This is a genomic window from Streptomyces sp. NPDC044003 (assembly GCF_056435185.1).
Window position 1 is genome coordinate 474,476 of the sequence record NZ_JBWKFA010000007.1, and the last position, 22,424, is coordinate 496,899.

Consider the following 22,424-nt stretch of genomic DNA (forward strand, 5'->3'; position numbering starts at 1 on the left):
AGGTCCACCGCCGCCCCCTCGCGCCGCTAACCGCCCGTACGGCGCAGTGGCGGCTCCGCCGGCGTCTCGCGCACCGGCCCGAAGAGCACCGCCCGCGCCACCGCGGGGGCGAACAGCGCCGTCATCGGGGCGGTGAGGGTGAGCGCCTTGCGGAAGGGGACGCCGACGACCGGGTCGCCCGCCGCCCGCGCCTGCACCCGGCTCATGTACCAGCCGACCGCCTTGTCGAGGGCGCCGGGACCGGCCGCGCCGCCGACGGCGCCGGGCATCTTCTTGTCGGCGCCCGTCGAGATGTCCCAGGCCTGCCGGGACGCGTCGAAGAGCGCGCGCTGCACCTGCTGGGTGGTCGGCGTGCGCTTCGCGTCGGCGAGCGCCCGGCGCAGGGCGACGGCGGAGATCGCGGCGACCGCCATGCCCTGCCCGTAGATGGGGTTGAAGGCGCAGAGCGCGTCGCCGGTGGCGAGGAAACCGGCCGGGCGGCGGCCCGGACGGTCGTACCGGCGACGGATGTTGGCGGTCTTGCGGAAGCCGTACACCGGGGACACCGGCTCCGCCTGCGCCAGCCACTCGCTGATGACGGAGTGCGGCATCCGCTTGGCGTAGTCCTCGAACGCCCCCTCCTCCGTCGGCGGTTCGTTGCCGCGCAGCCCCGAGAGGGTGACCAGATGGGTGCCGTCGCCGACGGGCAGCACGACGGCCCCGTACTCCTGGGCGGGGTTGGGCACGATGAAGTAGCCCATGGCGTCGCTGTCCAGAACCCCGGCCGGGGCGCGGTAGACCCGCGTGCCGTACGCGAGACCGGTGTCGATGGTCTCCTCGTGCGGGGCCTCGGCGCCGATGCCTGCCAGCCAGTCGGCGGACTTGGTGGACCGCCCGGAGGCGTCGACCACGAGATCGGCCTCCAGGACGCGCGTCTCCTTCTCGGCACCCGCGCCGCGCTCCCGCAGCCGTACGCCCCTGACCCGCGAGGAGTCGCCGGTCAGGCCCACCGTCTCGTGGCCCTCGACCAGTTCGATCCGCGGGTCGGCGAACACCCGCTGCCGCACCAGCCACTCCAGCTGCGGGCGCGCACCCGAGTAGAAGTGCGCGCTGGCGGGCGTCCGGCGGAACCACTTGCCGTTCTGCCACTGGACCATGTCCTCCGGGACGCCCACCTTGGGCGCGCCGAGCTCGCCGAGCTCCTTCGTGAAGCCGGGGAGCAGCTCGTCGAAGGCCTGCTGCCCGCCCGCGATGAGGACGTGGAGGTGCCGGCCCTGCGGGACGCCGGGCCGGGCCTCGGGTCCCTCCGGGAAGCGGTCGCGCTCGACGACCGTCACCTTCTCGGCGTGCTCGGCGAGTACCCGAGCGGCCAGTAGTCCAGCGAGACTTCCCCCGATGACCACCGCGTGACGTGTCGCGCGGCGCCCCAAGTCGTCGGTCATACCCGCCCTTTCGTGTCGTGGAACTACAACTGACCAGTATCCACGCCGATGCGGGCCGCGTCGCGTGCGCCGGGCCTGGAACGGGGGGCGTGAGAGGGCGGAGCTACCCCTCCGGTCCGAGTTCCGCCAGCGCGTTCGTCAGCCACCCCACCCAGAACCGCTCCAGATCCACCCCGCCCCGCAGCACGAGGTGGCGCAGCCGGTCCGGTTCGGTCCGGCGGCGTTCCGACGGGAAGTCCCGGGCCTCGATGACCAGGTACTCGTCCAACTGGGCCTGGTGCAGGGCGAGGTGCCGCCGAAGCTCGGCCCGCAGCCCCGCCGCCCCCACCATCGCCGCCGCCCGCATCCGCAGCAGCAGGGCCGACCGGAGTGGCTTCGGGTCCTCCGCCCTGCCCACCCATTCGGTCAGCTCCGCCCGGCCCGCGGGCAGCACCTCGTACTCCTTCTTCTGCCCCCGCGCGGGCACCGGAGCGGGCAGGGCGCGGATGTGCCCCGCCTGCTCCAGCTTCCCGAGCTCGCGGTAGATCTGCTGGTGCGTGGCCGACCAGAAGTAGCCGATCGACTTGTCGAAGCGGCGCGTCAGTTCGAGGCCGGAGGACGGCTTTTCGAGCAGCGCGGTCAGGATCGCGTGCGGGAGGGACATGCTCGCATCCTAGGTTCGGCCGGCCACGGTGATCACGGACCGGAGGTCAGAGGGCCGCCGCGAGCCGCGTGCCCTGGTCGATCGCCCGCTTCGCGTCCAGCTCGGCGGCGACGTCCGCACCGCCGATCAGGTGCGCCGAGCGGCCGGCGGCGACCAGCGCCTCGTACAGGTCGCGGCGCGGCTCCTGTCCCGCGCAGAGCACGATCGTGTCGACCGGCAGGAGCTGCGCCTCGCCGTCGATCGTGACGTGCAGGCCCGCGTCGTCGATCCGCTCGTACGACACGCCGGCCACCATGGTCACGCCCCGGTGCTTGAGCTCGGTGCGGTGGATCCAGCCGGTCGTCTTGCCGAGGCCCGCGCCGACCTTGGAGGTCTTGCGCTGGAGCAGGTGCACCTGACGCGGCGGCGCGTTCCGCTCGGGCGCGCGCAGTCCGCCGCGGTTCTCGTACGAGGTGTCGACGCCCCACTGGCGGAAGTACGTCTCGGGGTCCTGGCTCGCGCCCTCGCCGCCGTCGGTGAGGAACTCGGCGACGTCGAAGCCGATGCCGCCCGCGCCGATGATCGCGACGCGCTCGCCGACCGGCGCGCCGTCCCGCAGCACGTCGAGGTAGCTGAGGACGCTCGGGTGGTCCTCGCCGGCGATCCCGGGCGTGCGGGGGGTGACGCCGGTCGCGACGACGACCTCGTCGTAGCCCTCCAGGTCGGTGGAGGACACGTACGTGTTCAGGCGGACGTCGATGCCGCGCTCGGCGAGCTGGACGCGGAAGTAGCGCAGCGTCTCGTCGAACTCCTCCTTGCCCGGCACCCGCTTGGCGATGTTCAGCTGGCCGCCGATCTCGGCGGCGCCGTCGAAGAGGGTGACGGAGTGACCGCGCTCGGCCGCCGACACCGCGCACGCCAGACCGGCCGGGCCCGCGCCGACGACCGCGACGCGCTTGGCGAGGCGGGTGGGGGAGAGGACCAGCTCGGTCTCGTGGCAGGCACGCGGGTTGACCAGGCAGGAGGTGATCTTCAGGCTGAAGGTGTGGTCGAGGCAGGCCTGGTTGCAGCCGATGCAGGTGTTGATGGCCTCGGCGCGACCGGCGGACGCCTTCGCGACGAACTCCGGGTCGGCGAGGAACGGACGGGCGAGCGAGACGAGGTCGGCGCGGCCGTCGGCGAGGATCTCCTCGGCGACCTCGGGGGTGTTGATGCGGTTGGAGGTGACGAGCGGCACGGAGACCGCGCCCATCAGCTTCTTCGTCACCCAGGTGTAGGCGCCGCGCGGCACGGAGGTGGCGATGGTGGGGATGCGCGCCTCGTGCCAGCCGATGCCGGTGTTGATGATGGTCGCGCCGGCGGCCTCGATCTCCTTGGCGAGCTGGACGACCTCCTCCAGGGTGGAGCCGCCGGGGACGAGGTCCAGCATGGAGAGGCGGTAGACGAGGATGAAGTCCTCGCCGACACGCTCGCGGATCCGGCGGACGATCTCCAGCGGGAAGCGGACCCGGTTCTCGTACGAGCCGCCCCAGCGGTCGGTGCGCCGGTTGGTGGCGGCGGCGATGAACTCGTTGATGAGGTAGCCCTCGGAGCCCATCACCTCGACGCCGTCGTAGCCGGCCTCCTTGGCGAGCTCGGCGCAGCGCGCGTAGTCCTCGACGGTCTGCTCGACCTCGGCGTCGGACAGCTCGTTCGGCACGAAGGGGCTGATGGGCGCCTTGATCGGGCTGGGGCCGACGAGCCCCGGGTGGTAGGCGTACCGGCCGAAGTGCAGGATCTGCATCGCGATCCGGCCGCCCTCGGCGTGCACGGCGTCGGTGATCAGCCGGTGCTCGGCGACCTCCTCGGCGGTGGTGAGCTTGGCGCCGCCGTCCCAGGGCCGGCCGGCCTCGTTGGGTGCGATGCCGCCGGTGACGATGAGGCCGACGCCGCCCCGGGCCCGCTCGGCGTAGAAGGCGGCCATGCGCTCGAAACCGTGCTCGGTCTCCTCCAGGCCGACGTGCATCGACCCCATGATCACCCGGTTGGGCAGGGTGGTGAACCCGAGGTCGAGCGGGCTCAGCAGGTGCGGGTACGGGGTCATGGGGGCGCCTCCTCGCGCAGCGGTCGTCGACCGCAGGGGTCGTCGACCTCAGTTCTAGGTGACCCCGCGCGCCTTCTGCAACTAGTTGCAGAAGAATTTGGGAGTGATATCTACTACTCGGTAGCCTTCGGGATCCGTACGAGCGCGGGCCGCACCGGTACCGCACCGGATGTCCGTACACCAGGGCCCTGCGACATCGATGCGGCCCGCTGGATCACCACACGGTCGCCACCCGGCGCGGCCCCTCGGTCACTCCACGCACACGGATCCGACCCTCACTCCTTGCGGTAGGCGTACGCCTCCGAGGCCGCGGCCGCCACCGCGTCGAGGTCCCCGCCGGCGCTCGCCGTCACCAGCGCGGCGACCGCGCCCTCGACGAACGGCGCGTCCACCAGGCGGCAGCCCTCGGGAAGCTCGTCGCCCTCGGCGAGCAGCGCCTTCACGGTGAGGACCGCGCTGCCCAGGTCGACCAGCAGCGCCACCCCCGCCCCTCGGTCGACGGCCTTCGCCGCCTCGCAGATCAGCTCGGCACTCGTCCCGAGCCCACCGTCCGGCGTCCCGCCCGCGGGCAGGACGGGCGCCAGGTCGCCACCACCGGCGAGCCCCCGGGCCAGCTCGGCCACCGCCGCGGCGACCGCCGCGCTGTGCGAGACGAGCACGATGCCGACGGGCGCGGGAACAAGGACTGGGCCCGCCGGAGCGGGGATCTCCGCCCCTCCGGCCGCGGGGCTCATCGCGCCCCCTCCGCGCGCGCGGTGTCGGCGAGCGCGGCGAACAGCAGCGCCGACGAGGTCGCGCCCGGATCCTGGTGCCCGATCGACCGCTCCCCGAGATAACTGGCCCTGCCCTTGCGCGCCTGGAGGGGTACGGTCGCGAGGGCACCCTCCTCGGCGGCGGCGCGGGCCGCCTCGTACGAGCTCCGAAGCGCTTCCACGGCCGGCACGAGCGCGTCCAGCATCGTCTTGTCGCCCACCCGGGCACCGCCCAGCTGCGACACGGCCGCCACACCGGCGTCGAGCGCCTCCGCCAGCCGCTCCCGACCGACCTCGGCCTCCTCGCCCAGGGTCTTCCCGGCGCGCCGGAGCAGCGTCCCGTACAGGGGGCCCGAAGCGCCGCCGACCGTCGAGATGAGCTGCCGCCCGGCGGCGGTGAGCACAGCGCCCGGGCTCCCCGGCGGCTCCTTGGTCAACGTCTCCGTCACGGCGGCGAAGCCCCGCTTCAGATTGGCGCCGTGGTCGGCGTCGCCGATCGCCGAGTCCAGCTCGGTGAGCCGGTCGGCCTCCCGGTCGACGTCCTCGGCCACCGCGGCCAGCCAGCGCACCAGGAACCCGGCGCCGAAGGTCTCCGTCACGTCGTCGCTCCCCCTTCCCATCCCCGTCTCACCGGCCCCAGCGCAGCGCGGGCGTCTGCACCGGAGCGTCCCACAGGCGCAGCAGCTCCTCGTCGACCTCACACAGGGTCACCGAGCAGCCCGCCATGTCGAGCGAGGTCACATAGTTCCCGACGAGCGTCCGCGCGACCGGCACGTGCCGCTCGGCGAGCACCCGCTGCACCTCGGCATTGAAGCCGTACAACTCCAGGAGCGGGGTGGCGCCCATGCCGTTGACGAGGGCGATGACCGGACCGGATGGGCGCAGGTCCTCCACGACGGCGTCGACGGCGAAGTCGGCGATCTCCCGCGAGGTCATCATGGCCCGCCGCTCCCGGCCCGGCTCACCGTGGATACCGATCCCCAACTCCAGTTCCCCCTCGGGGAGATCGAAGGTCGGGCTGCCCTTGGCCGGGGTCGTGCAGGCGCTCAGGGCCACCCCGAAGGACCGGGACCGCTCATTGACCCGCCGGGCGATCGCCTCCACGCGCTCCAGCGGGGCGCCCTCCTCGGCGGCCGCGCCCGCGATCTTCTCGACGAACAGCGTGCCGCCGGTCCCGCGCCGCCCCGCCGTGTACAGGCTGTCCGTCACCGCCACGTCGTCGTCGACGAGGACCTTGGCGACCTGGATGCCCTCGTCCTCGGCGAGCTCCGCGGCCATCTCGAAGTTCAGCACGTCACCCGTGTAGTTCTTGACGACGAACAGCACCCCGGCTCCGCTGTCCACCGCCGCCGCGGCCCGCACCATCTGATCGGGCACGGGCGAGGTGAACACCTCGCCCGGACAGGCGGCCGCCAGCATCCCGGGGCCCACGAACCCCCCGTGCAACGGCTCGTGCCCGGACCCGCCCCCGGATACCAGGGCCACCTTCCCCGCCACGGGCGCGTCCCGCCGCACCACGACACGCCGCTCCACGTCCACGGTCAACTCGGGATGCGCCGCGGCCATGCCCCGCAGCGCATCGGCGACGACGGTCTCCGGAACGTTGATCAACATCCTCATGGATACCTCCTTGTGAGACTAGCAGGCACGTGATTGAGCAGGCTTTTCGCAGGTCAGGGTGAGTGATGCCTGTTATTGATCTTGGCGGTCCATGGCGCTTGGGAGCGGTTTCGCGCGGTACTGATGCTGACCCGTTGCCGACTTTCCTGACGGAGTATCAGGGCGTCTTGTGGTGAGCGCTCTTTGCACCTGTGCATGATGGCGCAATTATCGGTGCAGGGGTGCGGCTGTGCACCGGTGCGTCGGCGGTCGGAAGCGGCCGATCCCGAGCCGCCGGCTTTGAGCGCTGCCCAGGGGTGGCGACGACCGGCTCGACGGCGGGTGGCCGTGCTGGACGCATGGCGAACGTTGAGCACGAACGAGGACGGCGGAATAGGGTTCTCAGTCGTGGGCTCCCCGCCGAGGAGTCTGTTGCGGTGTCCTGAGGAAGTGATGCGCGATGGGGTTGTCGGGCGGGACAGCGGACAAGGCGGGCAACCGGTGCGAGGACTGGTTGACCGCACTGAGGGTTGCGGACCTCCTGCGCGGAGAGGCCTCGCGGATCCGCCTTGAGCCTCCGGGGCAGGCCGGTGACGGCATCGAGTTCGTGATCGAAACCAAGGGGGACACCTGGTGCGATCAGGTGAAGGACGTGCCTTCGAAGGGGCCCTGGACGCTACGTGCGACGGCAACGATTCTGAAGGCTGTCGCAGGTCACCTTGCGAGTGGCAAGAAAGTGCGACTCGTCCTCTCGACCGGATCGCCCGAACTGCGCGATCTTGCCGACCGCGCAAGGGCAGCTGTCGCTCTCACCGAGTTCGAAGGGATTCTCACCGAGACCCAGGGGGACGCCTTCACGACCCTTCTCGGCATCTGGACTGACGATGGCAAACCCGTAGGTCGGGAGACCGCCTGGCGATATCTCCGGTCCATGCACGTGGAGCACTACCCACCGGAGAACCTGCGGCGTCTGGTCCACCTCGCTTACGAGCAGCTGTTCGTCGGAAATCCTGAGGCGATTGTCAGGCAGCTGAGCGGATACCTGGACGAGAACCTCCACAAGTGGCTCACCGGGTCGGAGATCCGCAACCACTTGCTTTCCCTTGATGGAGTCCGTCCCCGGCTGCTGGCCGGAGACAGCAACACGCTCAATGCTCTGGCGGGCACCAAAGACAGGTTCCTGCGGCGCGTGCGCTGTAGCGCGCCCACCCTCGAACTGGCTGCGCGCCCTCACGTTGATCAGCTGCAGGGTCGGCTGGTGGCGGAGGACGGTCCTCAGATCGTGCTGTGCGAGGGGCAAGCGGGCTCGGGCAAGTCGACCGTTACCGCGGATGTGGTGGAGCGGCTCGCAGACCAAGGGTGGCCGATCGCCGCCGTTCGTATGGACGGAGCCGATCCGTCGGTGCGAACGGCAAGAGACCTCGGCGCCATGATGAATCTGGAGGATTCGCCCGGCATCCTGCTGCCTGGAGTCGCCGACGGGGGGCCGGGGCTTTTCGTCATCGACCAACTGGACGCTGTCAGCCTGTACAGCGGTCGCATGGCGGATGCCTTCGAAGCTGTGGAAGACGTTCTAGCTCAACTGTCGGTCACGCCGAACATCAAGGTGCTTTTGGTGGCCCGTACGGTCGACATCGAACAGGACGGCAGGCTCGGCAGGCTGATCGCCGCAGATGTACGAGCGGCGAGATTCCCGGTGGGAGAACTGGCCGAAGAGTCGGTGCGCGCCGTGCTCGCCGCCGGCGGGACCGATTCCGACAGCCTGAGCCCGGTGACGTTGGAGCTGCTGCGCACCCCCCTGCACCTGGCGGTCTTCAGCGCCCTTCCTCCTGCAGCCCGTGCCGTGTCCTACCGGACTTTGCAGCAGCTCTACGGCGGATACACCAAGGAGGTGCGCAGACGTATCGGATTCCGCAGGGAACGCTTCGACTGGCAGGGCCTCACCGGCGCCCTGTGCGCCTTCATGAGCGAACGGGAGAGTCTGCAGGCGCCCCTCGCCCTTCTCGACAGCTACCCGCTGGAGGATGTCGAGGCTTTGAAGTCGCAGGGAGTCCTGGTGGGCGACGAGGAGTACATCGGCTTCTTCCACGAGACCTACTTCGACTACCTCTTCGCCCGGTCCTTCCTCACCACGGGCAGAGACGTCCACGACTTCCTGGCCGACTCCGGACAGCATCTCTTCAGACGGGCGCAGACCCGCCAAATCCTCGAGCACCTGGCCGGTACAGACCGAGATCGGCTTCGCGAGACCACAGCACGTCTGCTCGGCTCCACCCGGATCCGCTCCCACCTGCACGACGTGATCACCACCGTCCTCGGACAGCTCGACGCGGCCTTGGAGGACTGGCTGGCCATCGAGGCGTTCGCCTGGGACGCGAGCCCGGTCGCGAGCAAGGTGCGCCGGTTGCTGGCGCTGCCTGTCTGGTTCGATGCCGCAGACCACGACGGCAGGTGGGAACGCTGGCTGGGCGCCGCCGAGACCGCCGATGCCGCGTTCGCCGAACTGCTTGCCGCAGCACGGCACAGGCCAGAGCGGGCAACAGAGCTGGTACGCCCCCACATCAGCACCACACCCGAGTGGCGACAGCGTCTCCTCACACTCCTGGAATGGTCCCTCACCCCAGGCCTCGTCGACCTGGCTGTCGACCTGATCCAGAGAGGGCAGGCAGACGAGGCCCGCGGCCCCCTCGCGAGCAACAGCGACTTCTGGTCTGCTCTATGTCCTCTCCGAGACCGACCCCGCTCCGGCAGTCAGACTTGTCGGCACCTACCTCGACCGGGCACGGACCCTGGCACTCCACGCCGGCACCAGCAAGCCGGTCGGGACCGACTACCTCTCGGCCTACTCGCAGACCGCGTCCACCGTCCTGTCACGGATCGCCGAGACCGCCCCCAAGGCGTACACGGACAACGTCCTGCCCTTCGTCCTGGACATCGCCCAATCCGCTGATGGCTCCGACCAGCAGTCGGGCGGTCGCTGGAAGTATCGGCAACGGGACGGCGGGAGTGTCGACGCCGAGCTGCTCTCTGCCCTCGACACCGCCTTGCTTGCCCTGCCGGCCACCGACCCGGCTGCCGCGGCCGACACCCTGACGAGGCTGAGCGGATCGGCAACGGAGATCGCTCGCTTCCTGACCTGCCGGCTGCACACCACCCTGGGAATGGCCGACGAGGCGCTCGACTGGCTCTGCAGCGACCAGCGAAACCTCCGCCTGGGCTGCGTGGACAGCCCCCGCTGGGCATCCCGTGAACTTATCGAGGCCGCCACGACCGACTGCACCGACGACGCCCTCGTTCACCTGACCGAAGTGCTTCTCGGGTACTACCCGCCCACGGAACAGCGCCGACGAACGAAGGGAGCCCCCAGCCGTTGTGGCTGGGGGCAGTACGAACTGCTGTCGGCGATAGACCCCACTCGCCGCAGTGACAAGGCCCGACGAAGGCTCGACGAGCTGGAACGGAGGTTCCCGGGAATCACCCCTTCCCCGCCCTCGGGGATCGTCACCGCATGGGCCGCTTCACCGTCCCCGCGAAGGACGGCGACCACGAGTGGCGGGTCATCGCCCTCACTCAGCGGGTCCAGGTCTTCCCCCCTGAAAGGGCCGAGGACCGCGGCAGCGTGGTCGTGGCGACCTCCCTCGCCGAGGTCGAACGCACCGTCACCAAGACGCGGAACCTCTCCCTGACCGTGGGTGCCGCCCTGCTCGCGCTGCTCACCGCCGCCGGCTGGTTCGCCGTCCGCTCCGGACTGCGACCGCTGACCCGCATCGAGGAGACCGCGACCTCCATCACCGCCGGCGACTACTCCCATCGCGTCCCCGAACTGGCCGCCCCCCACACCGAGGTGGGCCACCTGACCGCCTGTCTCAACCAGATGCTCGACCGGATCGACACCGCCTTCCAGGCCCGCGCGGAAGCCGAGGCCCGCACCCGCCGCTTCTTCGCCGACGCCGGACACGAACTCCGCACGCCGCTCGTCGGCATCAAGGGCTACACCGACCTCTACCGGATGGGCGCCCTGCCGACCCGCGAGGACGTCGACCAGACCATGACCCGGATCGCCGCCGAGTCCGAACGCCTCACCCAGCTGGTGGAGGAGACGTTCCTCCTGGCCCGCCTCGACGAGGACGCGGTTTCCGCCCGCGAACCCGTTCTCGATCTCGACCTCGCCCCCATGGACCTGCGCACGCTGGCCGCCGACGCGCTGCACGACGTACGCGCCCTGGACGCGACCCGTCCCGTGACCCTCACGGGTCCAGGCGGCGGAAAGCCCGCCACCGCCCCGGCCGTCGCCGACGAGGCCCGGCTCCGCCAGGTCGTCACCAACCTCATCGGCAACGCCGTCACCCACACCCCGCCCGGCACACCGATCCGCATCGGCGTCGGCACCGTCGACGACCGGGCCGTCCTCGAAGTCGCCGACGAAGGTCCGGGCCTCACCCCCGCCGAACGCGACCGCGTCTTCGACCGCTTCTACCGCACCGACGACTCCCGCGCCCGCACCACCGGCGGCTCCGGCCTCGGCCTCGCCATCGCCCATGCCCTCGTCACCGCCCACGACGGCCGACTCACCCTCGACACCGCACCCGGTCAGGGCTGCACGTTCCGCATCGAACTCCCCCTGCCCGACGCATCCAACCGGACAGGCGCCGACGTGAGGGCGTGAGGCGGCCCGCCGGACCATGCGCCTCGTGCGCGGACGCGTCCTGTCGAGCGACCCGGAGAGTTCGAGGCCAGGACCAGGCCCAGCCTCAACGCCCAGCGACTCTACGGATACCGGGGGCTGCTGCCACCCGCCCGGGTCGGTCCGCGGACGTGTTCCGCCGCTACGACCCTGCCCCAGGTCGAACGGGCGCGCCGGGAGGCGGTGGGCTACGTGCGAGAGCCTCCGCAGGCTGAGCCTGCCGGACCGGGCCACCGCACGGGCTCTCATTCACCGAGCGCACCGCGATCGTGGATGCCATCGAAGCTGGTCTCGCCGAGACTGCAGAGGCCCACGTCAGGGAGCATGCGCGTCGAGCCTCGGCAGATGTGTCGGTGCTCCGGTCCGCGCACCCCGGATATTCGCCGATTGACGGAACCGACCGGAAGGCCCGCGAGGACTGGATGACCAGCTCCCGCTTCGGCGGGGTGAAGCATGTGACGGCGACCGCCTGGCCCCCCGAGGTTCTGGCGAACCGGCTGAAGGCTCGACGGATCAGGGAGGTCTGGTCGGTGGCCGTGGAGGTCAGGGCGGTGTGCGTAGAGGATCCGGACTGCGGCCCAGAAGCGGTGCCGATATCCTGGAAGGGAGAGTTTCACGGGCTTTTGAGACGCGTGCAGGGGTGATGGCATGGACCTGCTGCCGGTCGAAATCAAGGTGAACATCGAGGGTGACGTAGCGGGGGCACTGTCGGCGCTCGGTGCTTCGCAGGGAGCGCTGATGACGCGTCGGATCTGGTTTGCCGAGGACCGGGACGGTGTCGCGCAGGGGAAAGTACCGCTCCTGGACGGCGGCGTGATCATACGGCTCAGGACCGGTGGCGGTCCGGACGACCTGGTCGTCAAGTTGCGTCCCTGTACCCGGGAACAGCTGGTGGGCCGGTTCTCTGCCCCGTTCGAAGTGCAGCCGTTCACGTACAAGATCGAGGAGGACTGGTCGAGGCACGGCCGCGTGCTGGCGGCCTCCCTGGTGCACAGTCACCCGCCGGGAGCACTGGCTGCCGCCGTTGAGCCCGGGGCCGATCCCTCCGCGTCGATCGACGAGGTGCAGGACCAGTTCCTGCACGCCTGTGCGCGCGATGTCCGGTTCGACGGGCTGGTCGCTTTGGGGCCGATCTTCTCGACCAAGGCGGACGACGTTCCGCTCGACGACCTGGAGGTCGACCTGGAGGCGTGGTCAGCCGTCGGCCTGAACTTCCTGGAGGCTTCGATCCGTGTGAAGCCCAAGAACGGGGACGACACGGAGGAGTTCAAGGAACGGGCCGAGCGCAAGCTGCGCAAGCTCGAAGAGGCCGTACTCGAACGAGGGGTGACGCTGTCCGGGATTCCTGACAGCAAGACCCACCGCATGCTCACCGCGCTGGCGCTCGCCTCACAAGGCTGAGGTTTCGTCAGCGCTGCTGTCCCCGTCAGTTGTCAGATGGTGATCACGGTCAGGCAAGCGGAGGCCAGCGAGGGCCGGTACCGGTCGGTCGGGGTTCCTTCGCATGCGTACGAGCGGTGCTGGCCGTGACGGCGGCACGGTTGGCGGCGCCTGCGGCGTGAGTAATTGTCAAGAGTTGGGGACTTGCGGCTATACGGCGGCAGGATCGTGGAGGAGAACCGCTTGGGCTCGCCGGTCTGGGCATCGATGCGCTTGTCGTTCACCCGCGGGGCCTTCACCTCGACCGTCCCGGCCGCGGTAGTCACCTTCCGCAGCTGGTGGTAGCCGTTGCGGACCACCAGGCGGCGGCCGGCTCCGTCCATCTCGGCCGCCAACTCGGCTACGTACTGGTTGGCTTCGGCTTCCAGGGCGGCGGCGAGCATCCGGCGGGCGCCCTCGCGCACGATCTCGTCGATCAGGGAGCCGGATTCGGTGGAGCCTTCGGCGGTGACTACACTGAGCACGGGCGTGCCTTCCCGACCGCGCTGCGAACGCGGACCTACTCGGTGACCATCACAGGATCAATCGGGAACGTACGCCTTCCGCGTCCCTCCCAGGGCTGATGCGCAGGTCTTGAGCATTGCTCGCGGATGATGTGCAACAGGATCGCCTGTGTCGCACTGGATGCGGTCACCCGTCCGCAGGTCTTCCCCGTCCGGCTTCCCGCTGGCAGGGAGCGATTCAGAGCCTGGCCGAGGGCCTCGGCATGGATGCGGATGGAGCGCCGGGCGTGCGCGACATCGCCGCGTACGTGCTGGCGTGTTCGGTGCGGGGGCAGGCGGAGATCAGTAGGTGGAGGTGGGCGGCGGTCAGGGCCGGCGCCTCTTGGCGGGCTTCTTCCAGGACGGCGCGCAGCCAGTCCAGGCCGTTCGGCGGGGACGGGCGCCCCAGCGCCCGGACGGTCCGCATGGCGGCGAAGAGGGCTCCGTGCGTCGCGTTGGAGAAGGCGTCGTCCTCCAGTGCGTCCGCCTGGGAGAGGTGCTCGGGCCGGAGGAGGAGGGCGCCGAGCAGTGCCTGTTCGGCGTAATACACCGGCTCGTGTTCGGTCGGTTCGTACGGCGGTTCCTCGTCGGAGGGGTCGGAAGCGTGGGGCATCAGGCGGCCAGGGTGAAGTCGTCGGCGGAGAGTGTGCGGTCGAGGTGCGGGGCGAGGAGGTGCGCGGCGAGACGTGGGGGGACGGCGTTGCCGATCTGGCCGAAGACTTGGCCTTTGTTTCCGGCGCAGGGGTAGTCGCTGGGGAAGGTCTGCAGGATGCCGGCCTCGGCGGCGGTGATCCGGATCGGATCCGGCGGCAGGCTTCCTGGTCCTGTGCGGCGGCGGTCGGCCGGGCGGCCCAGGTGCACTCGTTCGCGCGGTGTCCGAAGAACAGAGTCCCTGCGGGCTGGGTGAGCGGCGACCACGGCCGTCGCGGCGAGCGCGACGGCGATCCGTCCGGTGGCGGTGAGCCACGCCAGCGCACCCCACGTCGCGAGCAGGAAGGCGCCGGCGGCCAGGGAGGAGACGAGGGAGATCCACAGCGTGCGCGGGGCCGCGGCCAGGTTCCGCCGGTCGCAGCGGTCGGACAGGGAGCTGTACCAGTACAGCAGGTAGTCGGTCATCGAGTTGGCGCGGACCTCGTCGCCGTACTTGGGGTTCGTCGACCACCAGCGCACCATGCCGCGCACGTTGCGGTCGGCGATGTTCGCGTAGTGGATCTCGTAGTCGACGCGGGCGGTGAGCACCGCGCCGACGCCGGCCGGGAGCACGGCGAGCAGCAACAGCGGCAGCAGCAGCGGGTTGAGCACGCTGAGCGCCCCCGCGGCCGTGACCATCCTGACCAGCGCGGACAGAAACCGCTGCGTGTCGCTGACCATCACGTGGGTGCGGATCACGCCCATCTCCGCGGCTTCCTGGCGGTCGGAGAAGCCGTCCACTGCGTACGCCGATGCCTCGACGCGGCAGACCGCCGCGACCAGAGCGGTGTCCGCCTCGGTGGTGAGCCGCGGAGTGATGAGACGCTCGGCATACGTGGCCACGGCGGCCGCCACACGGGTCAGTGCGGCGGCGATGCCCACCACGACCAGCGCCGACAGGGCCTCGTGCAACCGGTGGCCCACGCTTCCCGCGCCGAGGAGCGGACGCATCGCGCCGGCTGTCGCTGTCCGCAGCACGGCGGCAGCGGCACCGGTGACCACCGGACAGGCCGGTGTGGTGTTGCGTCCGTCGATCACCCAGCGCCACTCCAGAAACAGAGCGTCGATGTCCGGGCTGCCGCTGTGGAAGGTGTAGCCGTTGCCCAGGTCGTCGCCGGCCTCGATTAGGTCTCGGTTGGCCTGGAGGAAGACGATCTCGTGGCCGCGGTCGAGGAGGGAGTCGATCAGGGGGCGGCGGTGGCTGCGGCCCCCGTCCGGTGTGTTGGTGATCCCGTTGCCGAGGAAACCCCAGAAGCTGTATCCGATCCTCACTTGGTGATCCACCGCCCTTCCAGCAGCAGGGCGTCCAGCCCCGAGTTGGCCAGGCAGTCGAGAGCCATCTCCGGTGTTCCGTAGATCGGCTTGCCCTTGACGTTGAGTGAGGTGTTGATCAGCACTGGCACGCTCGTGCGCCGGGCGAAGGCGCGGAGGACCTCGTGCATAAACGGGTTCTGCGAGTGGGTGACGGTCTGCAGGCGAGAGGTGCCGTTGGCGTGCACGATGGCCGGCACTAGCTCACGTGCCTTGTCGGTCACGCCGGACGCCATCGACATGTACGGCGCCTCCTGGCCGAGAGCGAAGAACTCCGACGCGCGCTCGGCGAGCACCATGGGGGCGAAGGGTCGGAACGGCTCCCGGAACTTCACCGTGGCGTTCAGCCGCTCGACGACGCCCGGCTCCCGAGGGGAGGCGAGGATCGAGCGGTTGCCGAGGGCACGGGGGCCAGCCTCGACGCGGCCCTGGAACAGCCCGACGATCAGACCGTTGGCGAGCTGCTCGGCGAGGACTGCCGGCCCTGGTTGTCGAGGCGGCAGCGGGCGGTCAGGCGGCAGGGTCGACTACGGGGTGCGTGAACCGCACGGGCTTGCCCAGCGACCGGGCGTAGGCGATTTCGGCTCGGGTGCTGTCTCCGATGTAGTCGCCGACCACGAGCACCTCATCAGCGAGCCGGATCTTCGCCCGGTGCAGATCGTCGAGTCGAACCTTCAGCGCCTCGGCCTCGACAGGATCGGACCAGAGTTCGTGCGGCGACTTCATGTCACAGCCCGGTTTGACGACGATCTTTCCGGCTTTGGTCTCCCGCAGATCGGCCTCGTTCATCTCGGTCATGAAGCGGGTGGAGCCGCAGATCACGACGATACGCGGGAGGCTCAACAGCTTCTTCGCGTCGGCGAGCTTCTCCTCGGGGGTGAGCTGTTGCGGGTATGACACTGGTTCCTCCTGGTGGTGTGGTCCAAGGGGTGCCTGCGGAGACGAGAACGAGGGTGTCCAAGATCGTTTTGTGACGAACGACGTGGACACCCTCGCGACAGCACTCTATGAGAGGACTGACGACATGCTGAAGGAGCATCCCGACCTGGCGTCGTGGCGCCCGCCGGTCGGCCTCACGCCCCGCCTGAGCGTTACCGAACTGGTCACCCTCGCCACGATGCAGGCCGTACTCGGCTAGGGGGTGTCTTCTGGATCAAGTTCGGGGGGAGAGTAATGCCTGGTCTGCTGGAGGCTAACCCGGCATCATCGCGGCATGGGCAAGGACATCTGGGGCTTCATCGAGTGCCACCGTGACTATCGAGACCATGAGGCGGACTCGTTCTGGCACGCCACCATCGACCTGGACCACCTGAAGGTGCCGAGGAACTACGAAGCCTTTGGGTGTCTGTTCGGCGTCTGCGACAACGAACAGTTCGTGCCGGTGGCTCCTGTTCGTGGACTGCCCGCCGACGTGTCGAACCGCGTCCGCGACGGCCACGAGACGACGGCCGGGCGAAGCGCGAGCTGGGTCAGCTGGGCAGAGATCAAGCGGGTCGACTGGGATGAGGAGTCCGCCTGGCCCGATGCCCACATCCGCGAGTACTACCGTGATCCGCAAGGCGACTGGCAGTTCCTCCAGCGGCACTACTCCGCTCCTCAGCGATTCGTCGACCTCTGCGGACAGCCGGCTCATATCGCGGTCCGGCCCAGCAAGCACTTCCCGGAGGGCTCCCAGTGGATCGATGGAGACCAGATGTTCCGTGTTGAGCGCCTCCGGCGCCGCGACGCCGTGCCCGACGACGAATGGGGCCCTGTCTGGACCGTCATGCGCACCCTCGCCGAACTGCACGGCGGCGACGACGTCAGGCTCGTCGTCTGGTTCGACGACTGACGTCACCTCGCGGCCCAGATGAAGATCCCGGCGATGTGGAGCGCGGCAAGACAGATCGTGGCGGTCTTGTCATATCGGGTGGCGAGCCCGCGCCACTGCTTGAGGCGATTGATACATCGCTCTACGGTCCTGCCCCAGCAGTCCGGCCACAACAAGCGGCTGCGCAAGGCCGCCGGTCTGATGCGAAGCGTCAACCGGATCCTGGCCACCACCACCTCGGTGGGGAGCGACGGCGTATGGGTCGTGGACTCCACCCCGGTGGAATGCGGCCGATCCCGCGAGACCGTCAAACGTTCCGCCCTGGCAGGTGTGCAGCACGAGCAGGATGCCCTGGAACACCAGCCGATGCGGATGCCGCTTGCGTCCCGGATCACGCGGCCGACGCTGGACCCTGGGCAACAGCGGCTCGATCACCGCCCATAGCTCGTCATCAACTTCCCACGGCTTCCGCGAGCCACCCCGTACCCGTGTGACTGCGTGCTTCAGTTGCCTGGTTGAGCGGGAAGCTCATCCATCTCGGCCCGTCAGCGCTTCACGCCTCTACGGACCTACGCCACCTGCCCTGTGCGCTGACTGCCCTCGGAGGTTTTGCTGCCTCATGACGCTGCGGGCGTGCCAGGGGCACACGGCTGCCGCCGCGACTCATCGGGGTGACCACCAGGTTTCAACACCGCTGTCCGGGCCCGATGACGGTGAGTCCCACCTGTCCGGCGAGCCAGTGCGCGTACGGCTCCCTCAGCTGACGGCCGTCGACGTCTACGCTGCGAACGTGGACGAGGACGGTGTGATCATCGGCAGGCTCGTCGTACTCGCGGGTGCGGGTGTTGAGGAGGAGCGTCACCTCTGCGTGCTTGGACTCGCCGTGAAAACCCACCTCGGGCGCGTCCGGCCAGCTCAGGTCCTGCCAGTTGATCTCGCCCACGCTCGGACCGATCGCCGCCGTGAAGGCGTCTTCAACGCTGCCGACCGCCTGGTCGAGCAACTCGTAGTCCACCGGCAGCCGCTCTTCGTACGCGGTCGGGTCGGCCGGCAGAGCGGACCCCCGGACGCCTACGAGCCATGCGGGGCGGTCCTCGAACGGCACCCGGTTGTCGAACTCCCCGTACCGTTCCTGTCCCCGGAACCACCCCTCGGGTAGCTCCTTCGCACCCTGCCGCACCTCGGCGACGGAGCGGAGCTCTGCGTAGAGGGAGACGTTGGTGTATTCGCAGCGGCCGAACTCCATGAGGCGGCGCGCGACGCTCAGGGCGAGTATGGGGTCGGGGGTACGGAAGACGGGGTAGGCGATGTCGTTGGACATGCGGAGACTGTGCCACGGTCCATCGCCGCAGGTCATGGCATTTCCGATCCAGCCTACGCGACCCGCATGTGAGGTGAACGCCCGGAGAGCAGGCAGGGCTGCCCCTGCTCAGCCAGATCGGAAGCCTGCCAGTCGACTGAAGCACTGAGTCACCGATCTCGGAGCGATCCAACCATCTCGAAGATGATTTCGTGAGGAGTTCCAAGTCCGCCTGGTCACGGGATACCGTCAGGTCCCATCGGGCGCCAGCCCGCCAGGCGAGGGGAGACACGATGGGCGCCCCGCTGGGAGTCCCGAAGCGCGAGTACGTCGGCTTTATTCGGATCACCGGTCAATCGGAAATTCGATTTCGGCTGATGGCTTCGTCGTTGAGTGAAGCCCGAGCAAATGTTGTCGAGCGGTATGGCGAGGGGCACGTGATCTCGATATGGAACGAAGAGGACGCCAGACGTCTCAGATGACATCACCTCGGCTTATCCGGGGTTCTCTCGAAAGTGCGACTGCGGGGGAACGAGCTCGCTGGATGCTGTGAGGACGGGGCGGTGGCGAATCGACAGGTGCAGGGAGGCGATGTCGACGGTGTCAGGCATGGAGGGGGTCCGATCAGGCGTTGGCAGGTGATCGTGACGCCAACGAGCAGCGCGGACTGCGGATGCGTCCGGTCCCCTCGCTCGGCTCCCCTGGTCACCGCCCGCCGCGCACATCTCGACGCCTCCTCCTGACCACCAGGCTCCGGCCGGCAGGTGGGAGACGTCGCGCTCCTCGAGGAGGGCGCCTCAGTCGGGGCGGCCGCCCGTCCGGTGAGCCGCAAGGGTTTTATTCCGCTGTTTCCAGGCGCTCCACCGCGCGGTGGGCCCGCTGAGCGGCACGGCGAGCCTCGTGCAGGGCCCGCTCGGCGGTCCTGACGGTCGTGCTGCCTTCCGCCGCAGCGGCCTCCTGGTCACGTCTGGCCTGCCGTGCCTGCTGGATCTCGCCCTCCAGGCGGCGGACCAGCTCGCCGGCCTCCTCAGCGCTCGCCGCCGCAGCCTCCTGCGCGGTGCGGGCCTCGCTGAGCTCCTGTTCGCGCCGGACGACCTCGGCATCGGCCTCCTGCCCCGCCGCACGGGCCCGCTCGAGGTCCCGCAGCCGCTGCGCATCCTCACGGCCCTGCTTCTCCTTCGGCGCGGGCTTCTTCGCCGGGGCCGGCCGAGCGGGCGCCGTCTCCGGGGCGATGGCGGCAAATCCGACCGCGGCCTCGGGCACCTTCACCAGCCGGCCCTTCGCCCACAGTTCGGCGACATCCGCGTGGGCGAGCACACCGTGGAGGCACTGCTCGATCTCGTGCAGCACCGCCTCGCTCACCGGCTGCCCCGCCTCGCGTGCCAGGGCTGCGGCCGTCCGGGCGAGCGCGGTGACGAGCTGGTACTGCTGTCGGCTCGCGGCCCACAGCTGCGCGGCGTCGAGCGTCCGGTGGGCCTCCCGGAGAGTCTCCCCCAGCGTCAGGAACTGCCCGGTATCCTCCGGCCGCTGACGAGCCAGGAGATTCGCGGCCCACGCCGCGAGCGCGGGCCGGCGCAGCGCGGCGATCGCCTTCGCTACGGCGGGGTCCTTGGCCTTACGGGCCTCGGCGACGTACGCGTCCCGCGTCGCGACGAAGTCGGCCGGCTTCAGCCCGTACAGCTCCTCGGCGATCTTCTCCACATCCACGTTCCCACTGTGCGCCGCAGTCACCGGGCCGAGGGCGATCACACTGGCAACGGCTCCGCCGAATGCCTGGTCCAGTCACCCGCGCGGTCCGTATAACGCCCTCCTGCAGGCCTCCCTCGCCCCTCGCACCCTACGCTCGGAACACGGCATCCGACAGGACGGAAGCCCGAAGGGCCGGCCGCCCGTAGTCCCCACCCCCGAGCGCGGGCGGCCGACCACCTCCCGCGCTTTCCCCTGAACCAAGGCCCTCCGGCCGCCTTCAGCACCGTGAGTGGATTGTCGTCGACGTGCTCGTCCAGACGCTCGCGCGCATGCCTTGATGAAGCTCGCTGAATGTGGCTCTGGCCGGAGTTCCGTGAAGGGCGAGCCGTCGGAGTGGAGGTGGTGGGGATCCAGCGACCCACTTGGTAGGTCGCTACCCTGCAGCCACGACCGGGCCTGCTGTGATCTGAGGGCCGTTGGGGAGCAGCGGCGCGAGGTTGTTCCTTACGAAGTCCGCCGCTCGTTCGATCGATTCCTCGGCCCCGGATTGGTCTTCGAAGACGCTGGTAGAGACCATCACTCCGTCCCCGGCGTCCACCCAGTAGTAAGCCACGAAGCCGGGGACTCGGCGGAGGAGAGGCACGAATCCCTCGTCCACTCGGCGTCCTGCCTCGGCAGAGTCCGTCACTCCTTCGTAGCGCCGAATCACTGCGTACATAGCTGATCTCCTCATGGGTCCCAAGGTCACCTTGCGTGAAACGACATACCCCCACCGAGCGTCTCTCGCCCGGGTGACGTCCGGAGGTGACCTGGATAGGCGTACCGGTGCCCCGAACCAGGCATCAGCTGTGGCCATGCGGTCCTGACCGCTGCGGCACAATCCGGGTCAACGAGGCGGGCAAGGGTGGGGGTGGGAACGTGGGGCTTTTTGGTTCACGAAGCCGACGTAGGGGCGTACCGGACGAGCCGGCGCTGCTGGCTGCTGCTGCCGAGAATCCCGGTGGCAGCGTCGCCGAGATCGACCCGAGGTATATCGACGACCCGAACGGCTACGTACCTCCCGAGGCCATCCGCGGCGCGTGGGTGGTGGATGGCAGCGGGAAGCTGACAGGTGAGTACCAGCAGAATCCCCGTCACGGGGTGCCACAGGACGACTTCAGCAAGCTCACAGATCCTGATCACTGGCTTGGCTGGCTTGGCGATGATCCCGCGATGGCCGTCCGGGAAGGCATCGAGGAGTCCCTGCGCGCCCAGGTGGCAGACGCGGTGGTCGAGTGGGTGAAGATCCTTGAAACGCCTCGGTTTCTCACGGGTGGGCGTCCAGGTTCTGAGGATGAGCAGCTCATGCTGGTGACCCGCGCGGCATTCGCCGCACCGTTTGCGTTGTCCGTTCGGACAAGGCAGCACGGGCGTTCCGTCCTCTTGGGGGTGTTCTCCTGGGCGGCGGTGAACCTCTCACGGCCCGCCACGCGGAAGGATCGGCACTGGTTTGACCTGGGCGTCGGGCTGGAGTGGGCCGGTGAACGGCTTCAAGAGCGGATCTACGAGATCGATGGTGAGGACGGCACCGCCGAGCGGTAGAGAGGCAATGCCACTCTGTACTGCTGGTGTCGTGCCCGTGCCGTCGGCGGAAGGCGTCCAGTCCAGCGTGCCACCACGCCCGATCAGTCCGCCGGAGATGCCCATCCCGCTGTACGGGGAGGCGCAGTGTGCAGCATCTCCGGCCAGGACCACTCGGCCCTTGGACCAGCTGTCGATGCGCACCTGGACGATCTCCTGGGAGCAGAAGAAGGGGCTCGTCTTCATGCCCTCGATGAAGCGCTCGGTCAGCCAGCCGACGTCGCGGACCCGCTCGGCCCAGAACTTCTGCTGCTGCTCCACGGGCGCGCGGTGGATCGCGGAGGCTTCCGCCGAGCCCTCGCGCATCACGAAGTACACCTGCGTTTGAGTCGGAGGCCTTGCCGCAGTCGATGTCACCGCGGTGGTGACCTTCTTCGGCCTGCTCACCCAGGCCGACGACTCCGGCGGATTGGGCGAGAGCAGGAGGGTCGTCGGCGCGACGCCCCGCGCTGGGCGGGGCCTACGGCCGTGTGACCGCTTCGGCAGATGCCGGGCGTCTTTCACCCGGCCGGCGGCACGCCCGAGGACGGCAAGCCGATCGGTCGGCACGCGGTGGGGCTGGTCATGAGGCACTCCGGTCGGCGGTGGCGCGGGCTGCCGGCCCGCATCGTTCAGCCGCGGTCGGGAGACGGACGCGCCAAGTCGGACGCCTGTGCGCCCCCTGAAGGAGTTGACGAAATGTCAATCTTCCTTCGTTGTTCTCAAATGCGCCGTATGTGAACTCAGTTGACGCAGACGCAACAGCCTGACTAGAAATCCCCCGCCATGATCGGCGCAACGTGATCAGGCCGCTTTCCGCTGTGAGGAGAACGGCCTGGTTCGGCGCGCCCTGAGGTGTTTCGACGCACGTGCTCAACCCATGCCCGGCACGGAACGACCGAGCTGGTGCTTCGGTGTGCCCTTTTCGCTACGGAGCGAGGG

Annotated in this window: 20 protein-coding genes and 6 pseudogenes; 9 read left to right on the plus strand and 17 right to left on the minus strand. The window is 69.4% G+C overall.

Annotated features, from left to right (window positions below; genetic code table 11):
- Positions 1-26 precede the first annotated feature (26 nt).
- From AC07AW_RS28125 to dhaK, 6 genes are all read right to left on the minus strand, one after another.
- Positions 27-1,421 (minus strand): NAD(P)/FAD-dependent oxidoreductase, encoded by a 1,395-nt coding sequence (locus tag AC07AW_RS28125; RefSeq protein WP_478818235.1) that lies wholly within the window; start codon positions 1,419-1,421, stop codon positions 27-29.
- 103 nt (positions 1,422-1,524) lie between these two features.
- Positions 1,525-2,064, minus strand: a complete 540-nt coding sequence (locus AC07AW_RS28130; RefSeq protein WP_478818236.1) for a PadR family transcriptional regulator — start codon at positions 2,062-2,064, stop codon at positions 1,525-1,527.
- A 46-nt stretch (positions 2,065-2,110) separates the two neighbouring features.
- Positions 2,111-4,126 carry an NADPH-dependent 2,4-dienoyl-CoA reductase gene (locus AC07AW_RS28135; protein ID WP_478818237.1) on the minus strand — a complete coding sequence of 672 codons (2,016 nt, stop codon included), beginning with the start codon at positions 4,124-4,126 and terminating at the stop codon, positions 2,111-2,113.
- 275 nt (positions 4,127-4,401) lie between these two features.
- Entirely contained in the window at positions 4,402-4,860 is a 459-nt protein-coding gene (locus tag AC07AW_RS28140; RefSeq protein WP_478818238.1) for a PTS-dependent dihydroxyacetone kinase phosphotransferase subunit DhaM, read from the minus strand.
- Entirely contained in the window at positions 4,857-5,498 is a 642-nt protein-coding gene (gene dhaL, locus AC07AW_RS28145; protein WP_478818239.1) for a dihydroxyacetone kinase subunit DhaL, read from the minus strand. The genes AC07AW_RS28140 and dhaL overlap by 4 nt, the downstream gene beginning before the upstream one ends.
- 7 nt (positions 5,499-5,505) lie before the next feature.
- The gene (gene dhaK, locus AC07AW_RS28150; RefSeq protein WP_351191700.1) at positions 5,506-6,498 is read right to left on the minus strand and encodes a dihydroxyacetone kinase subunit DhaK; all 993 of its coding nucleotides are present in this window, start codon (positions 6,496-6,498) and stop codon (positions 5,506-5,508) included.
- A gap of 439 nt (positions 6,499-6,937) precedes the next feature.
- Here dhaK and AC07AW_RS28155 point away from each other — a divergent pair, with 439 nt between their 5' ends.
- The 4 genes from AC07AW_RS28155 to AC07AW_RS28170 all read left to right on the plus strand — a co-directional run bounded on the left by AC07AW_RS28155 (position 6,938) and on the right by AC07AW_RS28170 (position 12,562).
- Positions 6,938-9,427, plus strand: a complete 2,490-nt coding sequence (locus AC07AW_RS28155; protein ID WP_478818240.1) for a hypothetical protein — start codon at positions 6,938-6,940, stop codon at positions 9,425-9,427.
- A gap of 558 nt (positions 9,428-9,985) precedes the next feature.
- A complete protein-coding gene (locus AC07AW_RS28160) occupies positions 9,986-11,143 on the plus strand; it encodes a HAMP domain-containing sensor histidine kinase (RefSeq protein WP_478818241.1) in 1,158 nt (385 codons plus the stop codon).
- 287 nt (positions 11,144-11,430) lie between these two features.
- Positions 11,431-11,805: a hypothetical protein gene (locus AC07AW_RS28165; protein WP_478818242.1), complete on the plus strand. Its 375-nt coding sequence runs from the start codon at positions 11,431-11,433 to the stop codon at positions 11,803-11,805.
- A 4-nt stretch (positions 11,806-11,809) separates the two neighbouring features.
- A complete protein-coding gene (locus AC07AW_RS28170) occupies positions 11,810-12,562 on the plus strand; it encodes a hypothetical protein (RefSeq protein WP_478818243.1) in 753 nt (250 codons plus the stop codon).
- A gap of 170 nt (positions 12,563-12,732) precedes the next feature.
- Here the strand turns inward: AC07AW_RS28170 and AC07AW_RS28175 are convergent.
- From AC07AW_RS28175 to AC07AW_RS28200, 6 genes and pseudogenes are all read right to left on the minus strand, one after another.
- Positions 12,733-13,065: pseudogene (locus tag AC07AW_RS28175) on the minus strand (transposase); the annotation flags it as partial.
- A gap of 217 nt (positions 13,066-13,282) precedes the next feature.
- Positions 13,283-13,696 (minus strand): DnaB-like helicase N-terminal domain-containing protein, encoded by a 414-nt coding sequence (locus tag AC07AW_RS28180; protein WP_478818244.1) that lies wholly within the window; start codon positions 13,694-13,696, stop codon positions 13,283-13,285.
- On the minus strand, positions 13,696-14,001 hold the full coding sequence (locus AC07AW_RS28185; RefSeq protein WP_478818275.1) for a DNA cytosine methyltransferase: 306 nt from the start codon (positions 13,999-14,001) through the stop codon (positions 13,696-13,698). Before AC07AW_RS28185 ends, AC07AW_RS28180 begins: the two co-directional genes overlap by 1 nt.
- Positions 13,993-14,826 (minus strand): annotated as a pseudogene (locus AC07AW_RS28190) (ABC transporter ATP-binding protein); the annotation flags it as partial. The pseudogene AC07AW_RS28190 and the gene AC07AW_RS28185, both read right to left, overlap by 9 nt.
- 215 nt (positions 14,827-15,041) lie before the next feature.
- Complete coding sequence (locus tag AC07AW_RS28195) at positions 15,042-15,605, minus strand: carbamoyltransferase C-terminal domain-containing protein (protein ID WP_478818276.1); 564 nt, start codon at positions 15,603-15,605, stop codon at positions 15,042-15,044.
- Positions 15,595-15,984, minus strand: a complete 390-nt coding sequence (locus AC07AW_RS28200) for a hypothetical protein (RefSeq protein WP_478818245.1) — start codon at positions 15,982-15,984, stop codon at positions 15,595-15,597. The genes AC07AW_RS28195 and AC07AW_RS28200 overlap by 11 nt, the downstream gene beginning before the upstream one ends.
- A 70-nt stretch (positions 15,985-16,054) precedes the next feature.
- Here AC07AW_RS28200 and AC07AW_RS28205 point away from each other — a divergent pair.
- Together AC07AW_RS28205 and AC07AW_RS28210 are read left to right on the plus strand one after the other, a co-directional pair.
- A pseudogene (locus AC07AW_RS28205) lies at positions 16,055-16,219 on the plus strand (IS982 family transposase); the annotation flags it as partial.
- A gap of 78 nt (positions 16,220-16,297) precedes the next feature.
- Complete coding sequence (locus AC07AW_RS28210) at positions 16,298-16,915, plus strand: hypothetical protein (RefSeq protein ID WP_478818246.1); 618 nt, start codon at positions 16,298-16,300, stop codon at positions 16,913-16,915.
- Positions 16,916-16,917: 2 nt separating this feature from the next.
- Here the strand turns inward: AC07AW_RS28210 and AC07AW_RS28215 are convergent.
- Positions 16,918-17,043, minus strand: a pseudogene (locus AC07AW_RS28215) (IS5/IS1182 family transposase); the annotation flags it as partial.
- Here AC07AW_RS28215 and AC07AW_RS28220 point away from each other — a divergent pair.
- Positions 17,039-17,224: pseudogene (locus tag AC07AW_RS28220) on the plus strand (IS982 family transposase); the annotation flags it as partial. The pseudogenes AC07AW_RS28215 and AC07AW_RS28220 overlap by 5 nt on opposite strands.
- On the opposite strand, the pseudogene AC07AW_RS28225 reads toward AC07AW_RS28220, so the two are convergent.
- The 4 genes and pseudogenes from AC07AW_RS28225 to AC07AW_RS28240 all read right to left on the minus strand — a co-directional run.
- Positions 17,222-17,401, minus strand: a pseudogene (locus AC07AW_RS28225) (transposase); the annotation flags it as partial. The pseudogenes AC07AW_RS28220 and AC07AW_RS28225 sit on opposite strands and share 3 nt — an antisense overlap.
- Positions 17,402-17,579: 178 nt before the next feature.
- Positions 17,580-18,215 carry a hypothetical protein gene (locus AC07AW_RS28230; protein ID WP_478818247.1) on the minus strand — a complete coding sequence of 212 codons (636 nt, stop codon included), beginning with the start codon at positions 18,213-18,215 and terminating at the stop codon, positions 17,580-17,582.
- Between the two features lie 816 nt (positions 18,216-19,031).
- Complete coding sequence (locus tag AC07AW_RS28235) at positions 19,032-19,901, minus strand: hypothetical protein (protein WP_478818248.1); 870 nt, start codon at positions 19,899-19,901, stop codon at positions 19,032-19,034.
- Positions 19,902-20,316: 415 nt separating this feature from the next.
- Positions 20,317-20,601, minus strand: coding sequence for an antibiotic biosynthesis monooxygenase family protein (locus tag AC07AW_RS28240; RefSeq protein ID WP_478818249.1), 285 nt, complete (start codon positions 20,599-20,601; stop codon positions 20,317-20,319).
- Positions 20,602-20,801: 200 nt separating this feature from the next.
- Between AC07AW_RS28240 and AC07AW_RS28245 the strand changes: the two genes are divergently transcribed.
- Positions 20,802-21,464, plus strand: coding sequence for a hypothetical protein (locus AC07AW_RS28245; protein ID WP_478818250.1), 663 nt, complete (start codon positions 20,802-20,804; stop codon positions 21,462-21,464).
- Positions 21,465-21,624: 160 nt separating this feature from the next.
- Positions 21,625-21,831, plus strand: a complete 207-nt coding sequence (locus AC07AW_RS28250; RefSeq protein WP_478818279.1) for a hypothetical protein — start codon at positions 21,625-21,627, stop codon at positions 21,829-21,831.
- Positions 21,832-22,424 lie beyond the last annotated feature (593 nt).